The sequence below is a fragment of the Nocardioides mesophilus genome (genome assembly GCF_014395785.1).
GTDB lineage: Bacteria > Actinomycetota > Actinomycetes > Propionibacteriales > Nocardioidaceae > Nocardioides_B > Nocardioides_B mesophilus.
On the sequence record NZ_CP060713.1, the window covers coordinates 4,170,998 to 4,187,777 of the forward strand.

The 16,780-nt window shown below is 72.8% G+C and carries 17 protein-coding genes; 13 read left to right on the top strand and 4 right to left on the bottom strand.

Annotated elements, in window-relative coordinates; genetic code table 11:
* Positions 1-165 precede the first annotated feature (165 nt).
* A complete protein-coding gene (locus H9L09_RS19895) occupies positions 166-837 on the top strand; it encodes a hemerythrin domain-containing protein (RefSeq protein WP_187578518.1) in 672 nt (223 codons plus the stop codon).
* Between the two features lie 14 nt (positions 838-851).
* Here the strand turns inward: H9L09_RS19895 and H9L09_RS19900 are convergent, their stop codons facing one another.
* The 3 genes from H9L09_RS19900 to H9L09_RS19910 all read right to left on the bottom strand — a co-directional run bounded on the left by H9L09_RS19900 (position 852) and on the right by H9L09_RS19910 (position 4,010).
* The gene (locus H9L09_RS19900) at positions 852-1,799 is read right to left on the bottom strand and encodes a cyclic nucleotide-binding domain-containing protein (protein ID WP_187578519.1); all 948 of its coding nucleotides are present in this window, start codon (positions 1,797-1,799) and stop codon (positions 852-854) included.
* A 193-nt stretch (positions 1,800-1,992) separates the two neighbouring features.
* Entirely contained in the window at positions 1,993-3,357 is a 1,365-nt protein-coding gene (locus H9L09_RS19905) for a sensor histidine kinase (RefSeq protein ID WP_223164132.1), read from the bottom strand.
* Complete coding sequence (locus tag H9L09_RS19910; RefSeq protein ID WP_187578520.1) at positions 3,354-4,010, bottom strand: response regulator transcription factor; 657 nt, start codon at positions 4,008-4,010, stop codon at positions 3,354-3,356. Before H9L09_RS19910 ends, H9L09_RS19905 begins: the two co-directional genes overlap by 4 nt.
* Before the next feature lie 78 nt (positions 4,011-4,088).
* Here H9L09_RS19910 and H9L09_RS19915 point away from each other — a divergent pair, with 78 nt between their 5' ends.
* The 5 genes from H9L09_RS19915 to H9L09_RS19935 all read left to right on the top strand — a co-directional run bounded on the left by H9L09_RS19915 (position 4,089) and on the right by H9L09_RS19935 (position 8,641).
* On the top strand, positions 4,089-5,189 hold the full coding sequence (locus tag H9L09_RS19915) for a LolA family protein (protein WP_187578521.1): 1,101 nt from the start codon (positions 4,089-4,091) through the stop codon (positions 5,187-5,189).
* Positions 5,186-6,118 carry an ABC transporter ATP-binding protein gene (locus tag H9L09_RS19920; RefSeq protein ID WP_187578522.1) on the top strand — a complete coding sequence of 311 codons (933 nt, stop codon included), beginning with the start codon at positions 5,186-5,188 and terminating at the stop codon, positions 6,116-6,118. Before H9L09_RS19915 ends, H9L09_RS19920 begins: the two co-directional genes overlap by 4 nt.
* A complete protein-coding gene (locus H9L09_RS19925; RefSeq protein ID WP_187578523.1) occupies positions 6,105-6,959 on the top strand; it encodes an ABC transporter permease in 855 nt (284 codons plus the stop codon). The genes H9L09_RS19920 and H9L09_RS19925 overlap by 14 nt, the downstream gene beginning before the upstream one ends.
* A 137-nt stretch (positions 6,960-7,096) precedes the next feature.
* A complete protein-coding gene (locus H9L09_RS19930) occupies positions 7,097-7,891 on the top strand; it encodes a DsbA family oxidoreductase (protein WP_187578524.1) in 795 nt (264 codons plus the stop codon).
* 33 nt (positions 7,892-7,924) lie between these two features.
* Positions 7,925-8,641, top strand: coding sequence for a helix-turn-helix transcriptional regulator (locus H9L09_RS19935; protein WP_223164133.1), 717 nt, complete (start codon positions 7,925-7,927; stop codon positions 8,639-8,641).
* A 33-nt stretch (positions 8,642-8,674) separates the two neighbouring features.
* Here the strand turns inward: H9L09_RS19935 and H9L09_RS19940 are convergent, their stop codons facing one another.
* On the bottom strand, positions 8,675-9,283 hold the full coding sequence (locus H9L09_RS19940) for a calcium-binding protein (protein ID WP_187578525.1): 609 nt from the start codon (positions 9,281-9,283) through the stop codon (positions 8,675-8,677).
* 170 nt (positions 9,284-9,453) lie between these two features.
* Here H9L09_RS19940 and H9L09_RS19945 point away from each other — a divergent pair, with 170 nt between their 5' ends.
* From H9L09_RS19945 to H9L09_RS19975, 7 genes are all read left to right on the top strand, one after another.
* Positions 9,454-10,857: a wax ester/triacylglycerol synthase family O-acyltransferase gene (locus H9L09_RS19945; RefSeq protein ID WP_223164134.1), complete on the top strand. Its 1,404-nt coding sequence runs from the start codon at positions 9,454-9,456 to the stop codon at positions 10,855-10,857.
* Positions 10,854-11,291 carry a hypothetical protein gene (locus tag H9L09_RS19950; RefSeq protein ID WP_187578526.1) on the top strand — a complete coding sequence of 146 codons (438 nt, stop codon included), beginning with the start codon at positions 10,854-10,856 and terminating at the stop codon, positions 11,289-11,291. Before H9L09_RS19945 ends, H9L09_RS19950 begins: the two co-directional genes overlap by 4 nt.
* A gap of 76 nt (positions 11,292-11,367) precedes the next feature.
* Entirely contained in the window at positions 11,368-12,516 is a 1,149-nt protein-coding gene (locus H9L09_RS19955; RefSeq protein WP_187578527.1) for a sulfotransferase family protein, read from the top strand.
* Positions 12,517-12,522: 6 nt separating this feature from the next.
* Positions 12,523-13,644, top strand: coding sequence for a glycosyltransferase family 2 protein (locus H9L09_RS19960; protein WP_187578528.1), 1,122 nt, complete (start codon positions 12,523-12,525; stop codon positions 13,642-13,644).
* Between the two features lie 84 nt (positions 13,645-13,728).
* On the top strand, positions 13,729-14,697 hold the full coding sequence (locus tag H9L09_RS19965; RefSeq protein WP_187578529.1) for an LLM class F420-dependent oxidoreductase: 969 nt from the start codon (positions 13,729-13,731) through the stop codon (positions 14,695-14,697).
* Between the two features lie 67 nt (positions 14,698-14,764).
* Positions 14,765-16,489, top strand: a complete 1,725-nt coding sequence (locus H9L09_RS19970; protein WP_187578530.1) for a gluzincin family metallopeptidase — start codon at positions 14,765-14,767, stop codon at positions 16,487-16,489.
* A gap of 116 nt (positions 16,490-16,605) precedes the next feature.
* A complete protein-coding gene (locus H9L09_RS19975) occupies positions 16,606-16,764 on the top strand; it encodes a hypothetical protein (RefSeq protein WP_187578531.1) in 159 nt (52 codons plus the stop codon).
* Positions 16,765-16,780: the final 16 nt, after the last annotated feature.

The window sequence follows — 16,780 nt, forward strand, 5'->3', positions numbered from 1 at the left end:
TCTGAGCCGTCCCGCTCACCGGCGAGGTCCGCGATTTCCCGCACCGGGCGGCGCGGCCTGTGCCAGAGTCTCCGCGTGGTCGTCCGGGGACCACCCGGTGACCAGCCAGGTCCCGGGAGGGATGCGACGACGGTCACGGCCGCCGCGACGAAGGGGAGAGATGGCATGACGTTGGCGGCCGAGGGCAGCACGGACACCCGGGACATGCTGGTGGTGCACACCGCGATCCGGCGCGAGTTCCGGTTGGCGCCCGGGTTGGTGCTCGGCGTTGCCGAGGGGGACACCGAGCGCAGTGCCGTGGTGGCCGAGCACGTGGCAGACCTGCTGAGGCTGCTGCACCACCACCACCAGGGCGAGGACCGGCTGATCTGGCCGCTCATGCTCGAGCGCCTGCCGGAGGACCTGGCCCCCATCGTGCACACGATGGAGTCGCAGCACGCCGGGATCAGCGCGAGCATCGAGCAGGTCGAGGAGGCGCTGCCCGCCTGGCGCTCCAGCGCCGCAGCCGGGTTGGGCGAGGATCTCGCCGCACGGCTGGAGGCGATGCGCACCCTGCTCGAGGAACACCTGGCGCTGGAGGAGCGCGAGCTCCTGCCGCTTGCCGCAAGGGCACTGTCGCAGCAGGAGTGGGACCGGCTGGGGGAGGAGGGCATGGCGTCGCTGGACAAGAAGGACGCGTCCCTGGCGCTCGGCATGTTCATGTACGAAGGCGACCCGGCCGTCATCAAGACGATGCTCTCGCACGCGCCGCTGCTGCCCCGGCTGCTGCTGCCGCACCTGGCTCCCGCGGCCTACCGGCGTTATGCCCGGCGGGTCTACGGCACCACGACCCCCTAGGAGGCGCGCCGGCGTCAGTCCGCGCTGACCCCGTGGTGCTCGCGGTCATGGAGGTCGGAGAGCTGGCGGAGCCGGTCGAGGTCGAGCTGGTCCTTGCCGGTGACCGCGATCCTGACCGGGGTGACCGCCGTCAGCGTGGACGTGCGCAGTCCTCCTTCGAGCACCGCCCTCTCGCCGAGCACCGCGCCGGGACCGACCTGTCCCACGGCCTCTCCGTCCACGTCGACGGAGAGCACGCCGTCGAGCACCAGGTAGATGTCGGTGCCGGGCTCGCCCTGCCGGGTCAGCACCGTGCCCGCCGGCAGCCGACGGACCTGCGGCCTCTGCCCGCTGCGCATGATCTCGGTCGACAGCTGCCGCTCGAGCTCCGACTCGACCGTCAGGACCAGGGCCTCCCGGTCACTGTGACCCCAGGGAGTCCGCCGGCCGAACGAGTGGCTCATCCACTCGGACTGCTCGGTCAGCCCGGTCTTGTACGCGATGTGGCCGCGGGTGTCGTAGACCCAGTGACGGGGGAACGCGCTGGCCCCGACGAGCTCGACGTCACTGCGGCCGTCGGCGTGGATCGTCAGGAGCAGGGTGGTCCAGACGATCGGGGCCTGCCATTGCATGAAGGGCGCGTGCGGGACCGGTCGGGGAAGCGGTACGCCGGTGGCGCCGCCGACGGTCTGGGTGAGGGTGACCCGCTCCTCGGTGCGTTGCGGGTCGCCGCGCAGGACCGGTAGCGAGACCGCACGGAACGTGGCGCCGAGCTTCCCGACCCGCACCGTGGTCGATCCCATCACCAGGTCGGAGTCGTCGCCGTAGCCCGCGGCGACGATGCGGCCGTCCTCGACCTCCGCCCATCCCGAGAGCACGTTGGCGAATCGGAACTTGTCCAGCCGGCACAGCTCCTGCACGGCCTCGGGGCCGGCGAGCTGGTCGGGGAGGGGCTGGTCCCAGTGGGCCAGCTTGAGATTCATCCCGAGTCGGAGCGGCCCTGTCAGTGACTCCGACGGGATCCAGGAGATAGTCGTGCCGGTCGCCTCGATACGCATGGATCCTCCCTCGACGGTGGCGGACCAGTCCTCTCATTGAACGCCTCGAGGTGCGGGTGGCACAACGCCGTTCGGGCAGGCGCCGACGGTCGATCCGCCCCCGGGCGGCTCCCCGTCGTCACGGTTGCTCGGAGAGCGCAGCCGGCAGCACGACCCGGGCGGTCAGTCCGCCCCGCGGCCGGTCCTCGAGGACGACCTCGCCCCCCGACCGGCGGACCAGCTCACGCACGATGGCCAGCCCCAGTCCGCTCCCGCCCGCGTCCCGGTCGCGGGCGTCGTCGAGTCGGGTGAACCGCCCGAAGACCCGCTCCCGCTCCGCTGCGGGGATCCCGGCGCCGTCGTCGGAGACCGTCACGTGCACGGCCGACCCGTCGCACCGGGCGGCCAGCTCCACCCCGGTGCCGGCGTGCCGGACCGCGTTGTCCAGCAGGTTGGTGAAGACCCGGCGCAGGTCGTCGGGCCGGCCGGCCACGGCGACGTCTGCGACGCCGTCGGTGGACACCGGGACCCTGGCGCCCGGCTGGCGGGCGAGGTCGTCGAGCAGCGGCCTGAGGGCGACGGGCTCGGCAGGTCCCCGCGGCAGCGTGTCGGCGTCGAGTCGGGCCAGCACCAGCAGGTCCTCGACCAGCGTGGACATCCTGCTCACCTCGGCCTGGAGGTCCTCGGTGACCGGGGTGCGCTCGCCGAGGCGCTCGGCGATCTCGAGCTGGGTGCGCATCGAGGTCAGCGGGCTGCGCAGCTCGTGAGCGGCGTCCGCGACGAAGGAGCGTTGCCGGGCGCGGGCTGCCGACAGCCGCTCCAGCATCGAGTTCAGGGTGACCGCGAGGGCGTGGATCTCGTCGTCGGACGGGGGGACCGGCAGCTGTGCGTCCTGCCCGGCGCCGGAGATCCGCTCGGCGGAGGAGCGCAGCGCCTCCACGGGTCCCAGCGCGGCACCGATCACCCGCCAGGCGATCAGGGTCAGCACCAGCAGCAGGAGCGGGTAGGTCGCGAGCAGCGTGAGCCCCAGGATCCGCTGGCTCTCCTCGAGGTCACCGACCTGCTGGGCCACCACGACCGTCGCCAGCTGGTCCGGCGGGCCGGCGCTGCGCGCGGTGACCCGCAGCGGCGCACCTAGCCCGACCCGGGAACCGGGGACCTCCGGGTGCTCGCCGGACAGCGCGTCGGCAAGCTCCTCGGGTCGCAGCAGCGCGGTCAGCCGGTCGGCGTTGACCGAGGCGCTGACGACCCGGTTGCGCCCGTCGACGACCTGCACCACCTGGCTGCCGGTGACCGGGATCGGGTCCGGGAGCCGGCCCCGGTCGACCAGGACCGCGACGTCGGCGGCGGTGGCCCGGGCGGACTCGTCGAGGGTCCGGTAGCTGAGCAGCGTGAGGACGCCGTACAGGGTGAGGCTGCCGATGGCCAGCGCGACGGCGACCCCGAGCACGCCGACCAGCAGCAGGCGCGCACGCAGACCGAGCCGGTGCCAGGCCGAGGTCATGACTCCAGGCGGTAGCCGATGCCGCGCACCGTCTCCACCAGGTGGCGGCCCAGCTTCCGTCGCAGGTAGCCCACGTACACCTCGACGGCGTTGGGGTGCACCTCGGCCGCCGCGTCCCAGACGTGGTCGAGGATCTCCACCTTGGTCACCACCCGGCCCGGGCGGCGCAGGAAGTACTCCAGCAGGCCGTACTCCCGCGGCGTCAGGCTCACCGGCTGCTCGGCGACGGTGACGTGCCGGGTCGCCGGGTCCAGCCTGACGTCGCCGGCCGCGAGCACCGCCGGCCGGGCGTACGGCGCCCGACGCAGCAGGGCACGGAGCCGCGCGAGCAGCACCACGTAGGAGAACGGCTTGGTGAGGTAGTCGTCGGCGCCGCAGTCGAGGCCGTCCGCCTGGTCGTGCTCGCCGTCCTTGGCGGACAGCATCAGCACCGGGACCCAGTTCTCCTCGGCCCGTAGCGCACGCACCACCTCGTAGCCGGACAGCCGGGGAAGCATCACGTCCAGCAGGACCGCGTCGAAGTCGTCGTGCCGCGCCAGCTCGAGCCCGCTGGCGCCGTCGGTCGCGACCTCGACGGCGAAACCGTCGGCCACCAGACCGCGGCGCAGCGCGTGCGCCAGGCGCACCTCGTCCTCGACCACGAGCAGTCGCATGCCTCCAGCGTCGCACGGCCTGCCAGGCCTGCCCGGACTCTCAGGGATCTCACAGCGCCGGTCCGGCAGGCTCTCGCCGTGACCGTCTTCCAACACCGCCCCACGCTGCGCTGGCTGGTTCCCCTGCTGACCGCTGTCGTCCTCGCCGCCGGAGGGTCCGCCGTCGGGGTGCTCTCGGCGACCGCCCGCGACGGACTGCCGCACCGCAGCGCCTCGCAGCTGCTCGTCGACGTCCAGAACGCACGGCTCGAAGGCCTCTCCGGCACCATCGTCCAGAACGCCGACCTCGGGCTGCCCAGCCTCCCCGGCGTCGGCGGTGCGGGCAGCTCGGACATGAGCTCGTTGGTCAGCGGCTCGCACACCCTGCGGCTCTGGTACGCCGGCCCGGACCGGGTGCGTCTCGCGCTGCTCGGGTCGCTCGGGGAGTCCGACCTGGTCCGCAACGGCACCGACCTCTGGCTGTGGTCGAGCAAGGACAAGAGCGCCCAGCACCGGACGGTCCCGCGCTCCGACGGCGCCGCCGGCGACCCCGGGGGTGCGGCCGCGGCGATGACACCGCAGCAGGCGGCCGACGCCGCGCTGAAGGCGATCACCCCGTCGACGAAGGTGAGCACCGACGGCACGGCGGTCGTGGCCGGCCGGCCGGCCTACGAGCTGCTGCTCCGGCCGCGGGACGCCGGATCGCTGATCGGCTCCGTGCGGATCGCGATCGACGGTCGCACCCACGTGCCGACCCGGGTGCAGGTGTTCGCCGCGAACGCGCCGGACCCGGCCTTCGAGGTGGGGTTCACCTCCTTCGACCCGACCACGCCGCCTGCCTCCGTGTTCACGTTCAACCCCCCGCCCGGCACCGACGTCACCGAGTCCGGCTCCTCGCACGCCAAGGACTCCACGGGACCGCGGGGCCAGTTGGGCCCGGCCAACGGTGCGGAGCCGAGGGTGGTCGGCACGGGGTGGACCTCGGTCGCGGTGGCCAAGGTGCCCGCGGGCTCTGGCGCGGTCACCGGTTCACCGACGATGCGCACGCTGCTCCAGGCGCTCCCGAAGGTCAGCGGCAGCTGGGGGTCGGGACACCTGCTGCGCGGGACGCTGTTCTCGGCCCTGCTCACCGACGACGGACGGCTGGTCGTCGGAGCGGTCGCCCCGGACGCCCTCTACGCCGCCCTGACGGTCAGATGAGAGCTGCCGCCGTCGCCACGTCGGGTCTGACCAAGCGGTTCCGGCACCAGGTGGCAGTGGACTCCCTCGACCTGCTCGTGCCGACCGGTGCCGTCTACGGCTTCCTCGGGCCGAACGGCTCGGGCAAGACCACCACGATCCGGATGCTGCTCGGGCTGGTGACGCCGAGCGCGGGCACGGTCGAGCTGTTGGGCAGGCCGATGCCGGCCGGCGCGCCCGAGGTGCTCGCCCGGGTGGGCGCGCTCGTGGAGGGACCGGCCTTCCACCCGTACCTGTCGGGACGGGAGAACCTGGCGCGGCTCGACGCCGCCGACCGCACCACCGACCCGCGCACCGCTCGGCACCGCATCGACGCCGCGCTGGACCGGGTGGGGCTGATGGCCGCCGCCCGCAAGCGCTACCGCGCTTACTCCCTCGGCATGCGGCAGCGGCTGGCGATCGCGAGCGCGCTGCTGCGGCCGCGCGACCTGCTCGTGCTCGACGAGCCGACCAACGGGCTGGACCCGCAGGGCACTCGTGAGGTCAGGTCGCTGGTCGCGTCGTTGGCCGACGAGGGCGCCACGGTGCTGGTCTCCAGCCACCTGCTCTCCGAGGTCGAGCAGATGTGCACCCACCTCGGTGTGATGCACGTCGGGCGGCTGGTCGCCCAGGGGACCAGTGCCGAGCTGCGCGCCGGCACCGAGGCCGAGGTCGTCGTCGAGACCGACCAGGCCACGGAGGCGGCCCGGATCCTGCGCGAGCTGGGCGTGCTCGAGGTCCAGGTGCGGCGCGGTGCGGCCACAGGCCTGCTCGGCCGCGTCGCGCCGGAGAAGATCGTCGCCGCCTGCGTGCACCAGGGGGTGCCGGTGACCGGCTTCCGCGTGGGCGCCCCCTCGCTGGAGGACGTGTTCGTGTCGCTGACGGGGGAGGGCTTCGATGTCAGCGCCTGACCTGGTCGACGTACGTCCTCCGCGGGCCGTGTCCACGCGGTTCCTGCGTTCCGAGCTGCGGCTGATCTTCCGCAGACGCCGCAACCTGGCCGGCCTGCTGGTCCTGGCGAGCGTCCCGGTGCTCATCTCGGTCGCGGTGAAGGTCTCCACCCCGGAGCGGGAACGCGGCGGACCCGACTTCTTCAGCTCGATCACCGACAACGGTCTGTTCGTGGCGCTGGCCTCCCTGACCATCGAGCTCGGGCTGTTCCTCCCGCTGGCCGTCGCGGCGATCGCCGGCGACGCAGTGGCCGGCGAGGCCAACATCGGCACGCTGCGCTACCTGTTGACGGTTCCCGTGCAACGCGTCCGGCTGCTCGCGGTGAAGTACCTCGCGATCGTGGTGTTCACACTCGTCGCCACGCTCACCGTCACCGTGACCGGGCTGGTCACGGGGCTCGCCCTGTTCGGCGGCGGCAGCATGACGTTGCTCTCCGGCTCGCAGATCGGCTTCACCGAAGGTCTGCTCCGGGTGCTGGTCGCCTCGGTCTACCTGGCGGCGTGCCTGGCGTCGCTGGGGGCGGTGGGGCTGTTCGTGTCGACGCTGACCGAGCAGCCGATCGGGGCGATAATCGCGGTGGTCGTGTTCAGCACCGCGAGCTTCATCCTCGACACCATCCCGCAGATCAGCTGGCTGCACCCCTACCTGATCACCCACAACTGGCTGGCCTTCGGTGACCTGTTCCGGGACCCCGTCGCCTGGGGCGGCGTGCAACAGGGGCTCTACGTCGCGGGCGCCTACACGCTGGTGTTCTGGCTGGCCGGCTGGGCGCGCTTCGCGGGCAAGGACGTCACCAGCTGAGCTGGAGCCGGGCGGTCCGGGGCACCCCCGGGGGTCGTCCTCGACGTGCAGCCGGGGAGGGTCCTTCGACCCTGTTCGTAGATACAAGTTCCTTGTAGAAACGAGTCACGAGACCGTCATCCTCACGAGGAGCCGCCATGAGTACCGACCGCATCGTCGTCTACGGAGACTTCAACTGCCCCTGGAGCTACCTCGCCTCGCGGCGCGCGGCGCAGCTGGCAAGCGACGGGGTAGAGGTGGACTGGAGGGCGGTCGAGCACGAGCCGTGGCGGCCGCAGCCGTTCTCGGACACCTCCACACGGTTCCACCGCCTGCGCGACGAGATGCCGCACGTGCTCGAGGCCCTGCTTCCGGGGGAGGAGCTCCCCTACGCGCTCGCCGGCTTCGTGCCGTTCACCCATGCCGCGGTCTCGGGATACGCCGAGGCGTACGGCGCCGGGGTCGGCGACCGGGTCCGGCACCTGTTGTTCGAAGCGCTGTGGCTGCACGGGATCGACCTCGGCGACGCACAGGTGGTCCGGACCCTTCTCACCGATGCCATCCGCAGCGGGCGCTCGGACAGCGAGCCGCTGCACGACTGGGGCTACGCGGTCGACGTCTTCGGCGGGCCGATCACGACGACCGCGTGGCGTCTGCGTGAGCAGTGGGTCTCGGAGTGGCAGGCCGGCGGCCAGGACATGGTGCCGGTGCTGGTCCGCGACGGAGAAGCGCCTTTGGTCGGCCTGGATGCCGTCCGGTGGCTCGGTGCGGAGCTCCACCGCCGGGGTATCGACCCGCACCGCGTGCCTGTCCCCGAGCCGCTGCCGATGCCGCAGCAGCGGGAGGAGCCCTCCTTGTCCTGGGTGGCGGAGAACGGCAACCACTGGCAGCGCGACCACCAGCGGCTGCACCGGGCCTTCCCGGTGCCCAGCCTGGTCGGGCATCAAAGCTAGCCGCGTCTCGCTGTGCCTGAGGAGCGTGGAAGCATGACCGCGATGGACATCCACGGCGCGCAGCGCGGCGATGCCGCCCACGGGCTGGGCCCGACCCGCGCCCGGGTGCTGGCCCTGCTGCAGGACACCGCGGGCCCCATGACCGCGGCGGCGGCCGCCGAACGGCTCGGACTGCACGTGAACTCGGCGCGCTTCCACCTCGACGCCCTCGCGCTGGACGGCATGGTCCGGCGCAACCGCGAGAAGCGCAGCACGCCGGGGCGGCCCAAGGTGCTGTACGCCGCGGTGGCGGACGCTCCGCACGTCGCCCACCGCAGCTACCGCCTGCTGGCCGAGATCCTGTCCGGGGCGCTCGCCGACCGGCTGCCCGAGCCCGCGGTCTCGGCCGAGGAGGCGGGACGTGCATGGGGGCGACACCTGACCGGCCCACCGCCTGCCGAGGACGCCGTGGACCGGCACGACGGGACCGATGCTCTCGCGTCCGTGGTCGCGTCGATGGGCCGGTTCGGCTTCGACTCCCACGTGGTCGACGACCAGGACTCCTTCCGGCTCGAGGTCAGCCACTGTCCGTTCCTGGAGGTCGCCGCCGAACACCTCGACGTGGTCTGCTCGGTGCACCTCGGACTGATCCGTGGCGCCCTCGAGCAGAGCGGCGCCGGGGTCACCGCCGGGACCCTCGAGCCCCTGGTCGAACCGAGCCGGTGCATCGCGCACCTGGTCCGCGGGGCCCCGGCTACCGTGACGCCCTGACCCCACCTCCTCGAGGTATCCCGGCGGCCTGGCTCAGTCGCTGCTGCCGACGGTGATCGACTCGCAGCCGCGCACGACGTCGTGCTTCTCCCGGCCGTCGAGGAAGATCAGGTGGTCGAAGCCAGTGCCGCAGCGGATCACGTCGGGCTGGTGGTCGCGGAAGACGGTGATCCCGTCGCTGCCGGGTCCCGTGCTGACGACATCGCGCCCGTCGGTCACGTCCACGCCGTCACGCCCCTCGCCGGTGACGACCACGTCGGCGCCGCCGCCGTCGAACACGCTGTCGTTCCCGAGGCCCGCGTCGATGAGGTCCGCGCCCGGGCCGCCGTCGATGTTGTCGGTGCCCGGGCCGCCGAACAGCCGGTCGTCGCCCCCACCGCCCAGGGCGGTGTCTCCCATCCCGCGGCCGGGGCCGAGGAACACCGCGTCCGCTCCCCGTCCGGCGTGCACGAAGTCGGCCCCCGCCAGCGCGCGGACGAGGTCGTCGCCGGCGCGCGCGTCGATCCGGTCCGAGCCCGTGGTGCCGACGAGGTCGTCGTTACCCGGCGTCCCGGTGATGGTCGCTGCCAGAGCTGCCGGGCCGGCCACGAGCGTGCCGAGCACGACGGTGGCGGCGGCTGCCTTGCGTCCGATGCCGATCATGAGAAGACCCCGTCCGGTGGTGCGGGCTCGCGCCTCGAGCCCGCTGTGGTGAGTATCGGTCCCTTGACCGAAGGGTCAGGAGAGCCCTAAGTCCCCGCCGGGCCGGACCGGGGTGCCGGCCGGGACCTTGGGCACTGTCCTGCGGCCCTGGCTGCCGTGAGCATCGAAGGGTGGGAACGCGACGAATCGGCCCGGTCGACACGCTCTGGCTCAACATGGACAGGCCGCAGAACCTCATGGTGGTGGAGAGCCTGGTGCTGCTCGCCGGCAGGCTGGACCGTGACCGGTTCTGGGCCGTGCTGCAGAAGCGGATGATCGACCGCTATCCCGTCTTCGCGCAGGTCGCGACACCGCCTCGCCTCCCCGGCGGCCGTCCCCGCTGGGTCTCCGCGGACGGCTTCCGGATCGAGGACCACCTGCACGAGGCCCGGCTGCCGGCGTCGCGGGGCGAGGCGGGGTTGCAGGAGTACGTCGGCGCCCACATGGGTCACCCGCTGCGCAGGGATCGGCCGCTGTGGGAGGTGCACCTGTTGGAGGGGCTCCCGCGGGGCACCGCTGTCTTCATGCGCTTCCACCACAGCCTGGCGGACGGGATCGCGCTGATGCAGGTGCTGGGCTCGTTCACGGACGCCGCCGCCGACGACGACCTGGCCGAGGACACCGCCGCAGCCATGGCTCCGGCGGCAGCCCCGGACGGGTTTCTCGGCGGCGCGGTCCAGCTACTCGGCCGGGCGGTCGACGTACTGCCGCGGGCGCTGCCGCGGCGTGTCCCAGCGCCGCCGTTGGGCCGGACTCTCGGCCTGGCACTCGAGACCGGCCGGGTCAGCGCCAAGCTGCTGCTGACCCGCAACCCGCCGACCGCGCTGTCCGGTCCGGTCGGGAACGTGAAGCGCGCGGCGTGGTCCGGGCCGATCCCGCTCCCCGACATGGTGACCCTCGCGCACGGCACCGGCACCACCCTCAACGACGTGCTGGTGGCCGCGCTGTCCGGCGCGCTGCGCCGCTACCTGCTCGAGCACGGCGACGACCCGGTGGACCTGCCCTCGATGGTCCCGGTCAACCTGCGCCGGTCCGACCAGCCGCTGCCGGCCGAGCTCGGCAACCGGTTCGCCCTGGTGATCATGGTGCTGCCCTCCAGCCTGCCCACCGCGTTCGGTCGCCTGGCGGAGACCAAACGGCGGATGGACCAGATCAAGCGCTCGCCCGAACCGCTGCTGACCTTCGGTCTGATCGAGGGGATCGGCACGACCGCACCGGCTGCCGAGCGGGTGCTGGTGGACTTCTTCGCGAACAAGGCGATCGGCGTGGTCACGAACGTCCCGGGGCCGCGCGAGCAGCGCTACCTCGCCGGCGCCCGGATCGAGGGGCTGCTGGGCTGGGCCCCGGAGTCCGGCAACCAGACGCTCGGGGTCTGCATCGTCACCTACGCCGGCGCCATCCGGGTCGGGTTCAAGTCCGACGCGATCTGGCTTCCGGACCCCGACACGCTGGTCGCTCACTTCGTCGACGAGCTCGACGAGCTGTCGAACCTGCAGCCCGGTGCGGCGGCCACGACCCGAAGGAGAACCGGATGACCTCGCAAGGACCGAACGCCGGCCAACCCGACCACGAGCGGCACGGTCTGCTGGAGAGCGCTGTGGACACCTTCGTCGACAGCACCCGCGCGGTGCTGGGCCGCGTCACCGCGGTGGGAAGCTCCGCGCTCGGCGCGGTGCCCGAACCGGTGCCCAGCGCGGTCACCCACATGCTGGTGTCGCTGCGGCACCTCATCGACCAGGCCCCGCGGCTGACCGCCGAGCTCGACGTGCTCGTCGACGAGGTCCATGCCAAGCGACTCAGCATCCGGGCCCTCTCCGCCGAGCTCGAGGCCCTCGACCACCAGCTCGCGCTGCTGGAGCAGTCGCTGGCACCGCTCGAGGTGTGGAACCGGCAGTGGGACCGGGTGCAGCGCGCCCTGGTGCAGACGATCGACCAGACCCTGGACCGCACGCCGCGAGACGATGACTGAGTCCGTCGAGCTGCCGCAGCCGCCGCGACGGCCGAGCCCCGGAACGCCGGGAGCCGCTCGCCAGTAGCATCGCCCCATGCCGAGCAGCCAGACGTCGTCGAGTCGCCTCACCACGACGTCGGCCCGGCCACGGCGGGTGGTGCTGGTGGCCGGCGCCGGCCGGTCGGGAACCAGCACCTTCGCGGGCATCCTGCAGCGGCTCGGAGTCCTCGTCCCGCAGCCCGAGGTGGTCGCGGACACCACCAACCCCCGTGGCTTCTCGGAGTCGCAGTGGGTCGTCGACCTGCACGACGAGCTGCTGGCGCGCACGAACGTCCAGGTCGGCGACGCCCGCCCGGTCGCCTGGTCGCAGACCGGCCGGCTCACCGAGCGTGACCGTCTGCAAGCCCGGGTGGTCGGCTGGCTCGAGGAGCAGCTGGCGCTCGGCGACGAGCTGGTGATCAAGGACCCACGACTGTCCTGGTTCCTCGACCTCTGGCGCACCTCGGCGGTCCGCGCCGGCGCCGAGCCGTCGTACGCCACGATGCTCCGACCGCCCGCCGAGGTCGTGGGCAGCAAGCGTGCCCACTACAACCGCAGGATGGACGACGCGCACGGCGTCGCCCAGTGGGTCAACATGATGCTGGGCACCGAGCACCGCACCCGCGGCTCGGACCGGGTCTTCGTCCGCTACCACGACCTGCTGGGGGACTGGCGCACGACGGTCTCCCGGGCGGGCGGCGCGCTGCACCTGTCCGGGGTCGCGGAGCCGGCCGACGACGCGGTGCGACGCGTCGAGGAGTTCGTCGATCCCGGACTCCGGCGGATCCAGCTCACCTGGGACGACCTCGAGCTGCCCTCCCGGCTGGAGGAGATCGCCCGCGAGACCTGGTCGGTCCTGGACTCCTTCGCCACGCCTGAGGATCCCGGCGAGGCCCACGACGGCGAGCAGGAGGCCCAGGCACGGCTCGACGAGCTCCGCATCGCCTACGACGCCTTCTACGCCGAGTCCGAGGCGGTGGCCCGCTCGTCGGTCATCGCCGCCGGTACGACGGCCCGGTCCCGGACCGAGCGCCCGGACGCCTCGGCTCCGGTCGCGACCGCCGCACCCCGCGCCGCGGGCCGGCCGGCCGGCCCTGTCGAGCGGCTGGCCCGGCGTACCCCACCGCGGCTGCGGGCTCTGGTGCCCGCCAGGCTCCGCCGCTGGGCCCGCCGACGCAGCGCGTCCCGACCCGGCAACGCCTGACCCGCGGTGCCTCGCCTCCCCGGATCCTCGCACCGCGACCTCGCCGGCCCTGCCCCTGCGCCCCGGCTGAGCGTCGTGGTCCCGGCCTACCAGGTCGAGGAGTATCTCGGCGACTGCCTGGACAGCATCCTGGCGCAGACGTTCACCGACCTCGAGGTGGTGGTCGTCGACGACGGCTCCACCGACCGGACCGGCGAGATCGCGGACCGGTACGCCCGCCGGCACCGGCGGCTCCGGGTGGTGCGCCAGGCCAACGGCGGGCTCGGAGCGGCCCGCAACGTGGGAGTCGGCCACTGCACCGGCCGGCTGCTGGCCTTCGTCGACAGCGACGACGTGCTGCCCTCGGACGCCTACGAGGTGATGGTCGCGGCGCTGGACCGGACCGGGTCCGACCTCGTGGTCGGCGCCGTCGAACGCTTCGACGGCGCCCGGCGCTACATGACCCCGCTGATGCGGGAGAACCACGAGCGTGAGGCGCTCCGCACGACCGTCGAGCAGCAGCCGACCCTGCTGGCCGACGTCTTCGCCTGGAACAAGGTCTTCCGCCGCAGCTTCTGGGACCGGCACGGCCTCTGCTTCCCCGAGCGGGTCCGCTACGAGGACCAGCCGGCGATGACCCGCGCGCTGCTGGCCGCCGACGCCGTGGACGTGCTCACCGAGACCGTCTACCTGTGGCGGGTGCGCGGGGACGGCACGTCGATCAGCCAGCGTCGGCACGAGGTCGCCGATCTGTCGGACCGGCTGCTCACCAAGAGGTCGAGCACCGAGGCGGTCCTGGCGCAGGCGTCGACGCGGGTGCAGCGGACCTGGTTCGCCACGGTCCTGCCGGTCGACATGTGGGAGTACTTCCGCGCGGTCCCGGGCTGCTCGGCGGAGTACTGGTCGCTGCTGCACGACGGGGTGGTCTCCCTCTGGAACCCCGCGACCGTGCCGTTCGAGGAGACCGCGCTGCCCCCACGGCAGCGGCTGATGGGCTGGCTGGTCGCCGCTGACCGCCGTATCGACCTCGAGCGCCTGCTGGAGTTCCTCGACGCCCACGACGGCCGGCTGCCGGTGGTGGACGGGGCCTACGCGCATCCGTTCCGCGACGAGCCGGGGCTGCCGACGTCGTTGCTGCGGCCGGGCTGAGGTCCGACCCCGGGCGTCGCATGGACACCCCGGCCCGCGGGTAGACCCCTCAGCGTCGACCGAGACGATGACGAGGAGACCCCGATGACGCGCTACGGCTACACCCTGATGACCGAGCAGTCCGGACCGAGGGAGCTGGTGCGCTACGCCGCGGCCGCCGAGCGGGCCGGTTTCGACTTCGAGGTCTCCAGCGACCACTACTTCCCCTGGCTGGACGCACAGGGTCACGCCGGCTACGCCTGGAGCACGCTCGGGGCGGTCAGCCAGGTCACCGAGCGGGTGGAGCTGATGACCTACGTGACCTGCCCGATCATGCGCTACCACCCGGCGGTCGTGGCTCAGAAGGCCGCCACGCTGGGGGTCCTGAGCGAGGGACGGTTCATGCTCGGGCTCGGTGCGGGGGAGAACCTGAACGAGCACGTCATCGGCGAGGGCTGGCCGCCGGTCAACGCCCGCCACGAGATGCTCGAGGAGGCGGTGCACATCATCCGGGACCTGCTCGGTGGCGGCTACGTGAACTTCGTCGGCGACCACTTCCGCGTCGACTCCGCCAAGGTCTGGGACCTGCCGGACCACCCGGTCGAGATCGGTGTCGCGGTGTCCGGGAAGCAGTCGGTCGAGACCTTCGGACCGCTGGCCGACCACCTGATCGCGGTGGAGCCCGACGCCTCCCTCGTCGAGCGTTGGGACGACGCCCACCCCGGGCCCTCCCGCAAGATCGGCCAGATCCCGGTCTGCTGGGGGCCGGACAAGGACGAGGCGATCCGGACCGCGCACGAGCAGTTCCGCTGGTTCGCCGGAGGATGGAAGGTGAACGCCGAGCTGCCCGGCACCGCAGGCTTCGCCGCCGCCACGCAGTTCGTCACCCCCGACGACGTGGCCGAGAACATCCCGTGCGGTCCGGACCTCGACGCCATCGTCGCCGCCGTCTCGGAGTTCGCCGCCGCCGGCTTCACCGACGTGGCGCTGGTCCAGATCGGCGACGCCGGCCAGGAGGACTTCTTGTCGATCGCCGAGAAGGAGCTGCTGCCCGCGCTGCGGGAGGCCGGCTGACGAGCCCGACCGGGTCCCTGTGGACGACGCCCGGCGCCGGTCGGCGGTCGTTGCCATGATGGGCCGCATGACGACGACGCGGACAGTCCTTCTCGGGGTCCTCACCGCGGTCCTGCTGGGCTCCTGCACCGGGCCGGGCGCCGGGACCGATGCCGGGGCCGAGACGGCACCGCTGCGCCTGGACCCGTCGGTGTCGTTGACCGCGGCCGGGGTGAGCCTGGCGCGCTCGGCCGGCCTGGACGGGCGCACCCCGTCGTACGACGTGCGGGCTGACGTGACGCCGGGCTCCGGGAAGGTGCGCGGCACGGTGGTGGCCGTCCTGCCGGTGGGGGCAGGTGCCGGCCGCGTGCACCTGCGCTACTTCGCCGGGCTCCCCGACTTCGAGTCGGACGCCGCCGTGGGCGCGGTGCAGGTCGACGGTCGGCGGGTCGAGGCCACGCTCGAGAAGTCGATGCTCACCGTTCCGCTGGCAGCCGACCACGACGACGAGGTCACCGTCGTCGTGCCCTTCCACTACACCGTGAAGCAGACGGCGCCCGCCGGCCTCCTGGACTCGCTGGGAGGCATGGGCGGTCCGGCGGACGTGGGACTGCTGGGGCGCCGGGAGGACGTGGTCAACCTCGGGCACTGGTTCCCGCTGTGGGTGCCGCCGGGCAGCTCCGCCGACCCGGACCCGGCCGGCTACGGCGACATCGGGAACTTCCCGGCCGCGCTGGTCCGGCTGCGGCTGGGCGTCCCTTCCCGCTGGCAGGTCGTCGACGGTGGCGTCCGCACCGACGAGGAGGTCGCCGACGGCCGGCGCGTGGTGACCTCCGAGGGCTACGGCATGAACGACCTGGTGGTCAGCGTGGTGCGCGGCTACACCAGCAAGGAGCAACGTCTCGAGGGCGGGTTGTCCGACGTGACGGTGACCGCCTGGGCGCCGGCGTCCGCGGCGGGCGAGCTCGACGCGGTGCTGGAGGAGACGGCCGACGCACTGGGCACGCTCTCGGAGTCCTTCGTTGACTATCCCTGGCGTGAGTTCGACGTCGTGGCCGCACCGCTCGGCGCCGGGGTCGGCGGGATGGAGTGGCCGGGCGCCACCTGGATCGAGGCGGGACTGTTCGGCGGCGGGCTCCCGGGGATGGCCGGCCTCGACGGTCTGCTGGGCGACCTGGACCTCGGTGACCTGGGGCTCGGTGACCTGGGGCTGGGGGACCTGGGTGGCATGGGGGACCTGGGTGGGATGCTGCAGACCCTGCGGCTGTGGACGATCGCCCACGAGGTCGGGCACGAGTGGTGGCACATCCTGGTCGGCAACGACTCCGTGCGCGACCCGGCGCTGGACGAGCCGCTCGCGCAGTACTCCGCCTGCTTGGTGCTGCGGGCCCGGCTGGGTGGCGACGCCGATCCGCTCTGCCACACCCACATCGACTCGGCCTACGAGCAGATGCGGATGCTCGGCGACCAGGACGGCCCGGCGGACCGGGCCACCGATGAGTTCAGCTCCTCGGGGCAGTACGCCGGCGTGGTCTACGGCAAGGCCGCCGCGTTCTACCTGGCGCTGGAGGAGCACTACGGATCCGGGCCGGTGGTGGCCGCGCTGCGGGCGATCACCGAGGAGCATGCCTTCGACATGCTGACCCTCGACCAGCTGCGGGTCGGGCTTGGCCGCCGGCTCGACGATCCGGACGGCTTCGACCGACTGTGGCAGCGCTGGATGAGCGGCACGCACGGGGACACCGACCTCGGCGTCCCGGCCACGGACGGTCTCCTGGGCGACCTGCTGGGCGACCTGCCCGGGCAGGGCTGAGGGGCTCGACCGCCCGATCGGACCCAATCTCATGGTCCGTTCGGACTATTCGGCGTGTTTGAGCGTCATGACTGCCGGCGCGGCCGGTTCCATGGTGGAGACGAGGGAACTGGGAGATGAGACTCGTGATTACCAAGGACAGCAAGAACGGCCGCGACAAGCGCACCAGTGGGGAGCGCGGCCAGCGCTCACGCAGCTGCAACTGCGGCCAGCAGCTCGACATCTGCGCACGTGCGCACTGCCCGCGCTGCGGGCGCACCCTGAACCGCTCCTGAGCGGCCCCGAGCCGGT

Coding starts and splice junctions, on each gene's coding strand:
- H9L09_RS19895 (WP_187578518.1), top strand. CDS start 166: ATGACGTTGGCGGCCGAGGGCAGCACGGACACCCGGGACATGCTGGTG.
- H9L09_RS19900 (WP_187578519.1), bottom strand. CDS start 1,799: ATGAATCTCAAGCTGGCCCACTGGGACCAGCCCCTCCCCGACCAGCTC.
- H9L09_RS19905 (WP_223164132.1), bottom strand. CDS start 3,357: ATGACCTCGGCCTGGCACCGGCTCGGTCTGCGTGCGCGCCTGCTGCTG.
- H9L09_RS19910 (WP_187578520.1), bottom strand. CDS start 4,010: ATGCGACTGCTCGTGGTCGAGGACGAGGTGCGCCTGGCGCACGCGCTG.
- H9L09_RS19920 (WP_187578522.1), top strand. CDS start 5,186: ATGAGAGCTGCCGCCGTCGCCACGTCGGGTCTGACCAAGCGGTTCCGG.
- H9L09_RS19925 (WP_187578523.1), top strand. CDS start 6,105: ATGTCAGCGCCTGACCTGGTCGACGTACGTCCTCCGCGGGCCGTGTCC.
- H9L09_RS19930 (WP_187578524.1), top strand. CDS start 7,097: ATGAGTACCGACCGCATCGTCGTCTACGGAGACTTCAACTGCCCCTGG.
- H9L09_RS19935 (WP_223164133.1), top strand. CDS start 7,925: ATGACCGCGATGGACATCCACGGCGCGCAGCGCGGCGATGCCGCCCAC.
- H9L09_RS19940 (WP_187578525.1), bottom strand. CDS start 9,283: ATGATCGGCATCGGACGCAAGGCAGCCGCCGCCACCGTCGTGCTCGGC.
- H9L09_RS19950 (WP_187578526.1), top strand. CDS start 10,854: ATGACCTCGCAAGGACCGAACGCCGGCCAACCCGACCACGAGCGGCAC.
- H9L09_RS19955 (WP_187578527.1), top strand. CDS start 11,368: ATGCCGAGCAGCCAGACGTCGTCGAGTCGCCTCACCACGACGTCGGCC.
- H9L09_RS19965 (WP_187578529.1), top strand. CDS start 13,729: ATGACGCGCTACGGCTACACCCTGATGACCGAGCAGTCCGGACCGAGG.
- H9L09_RS19970 (WP_187578530.1), top strand. CDS start 14,765: ATGACGACGACGCGGACAGTCCTTCTCGGGGTCCTCACCGCGGTCCTG.
- H9L09_RS19975 (WP_187578531.1), top strand. CDS start 16,606: ATGAGACTCGTGATTACCAAGGACAGCAAGAACGGCCGCGACAAGCGC.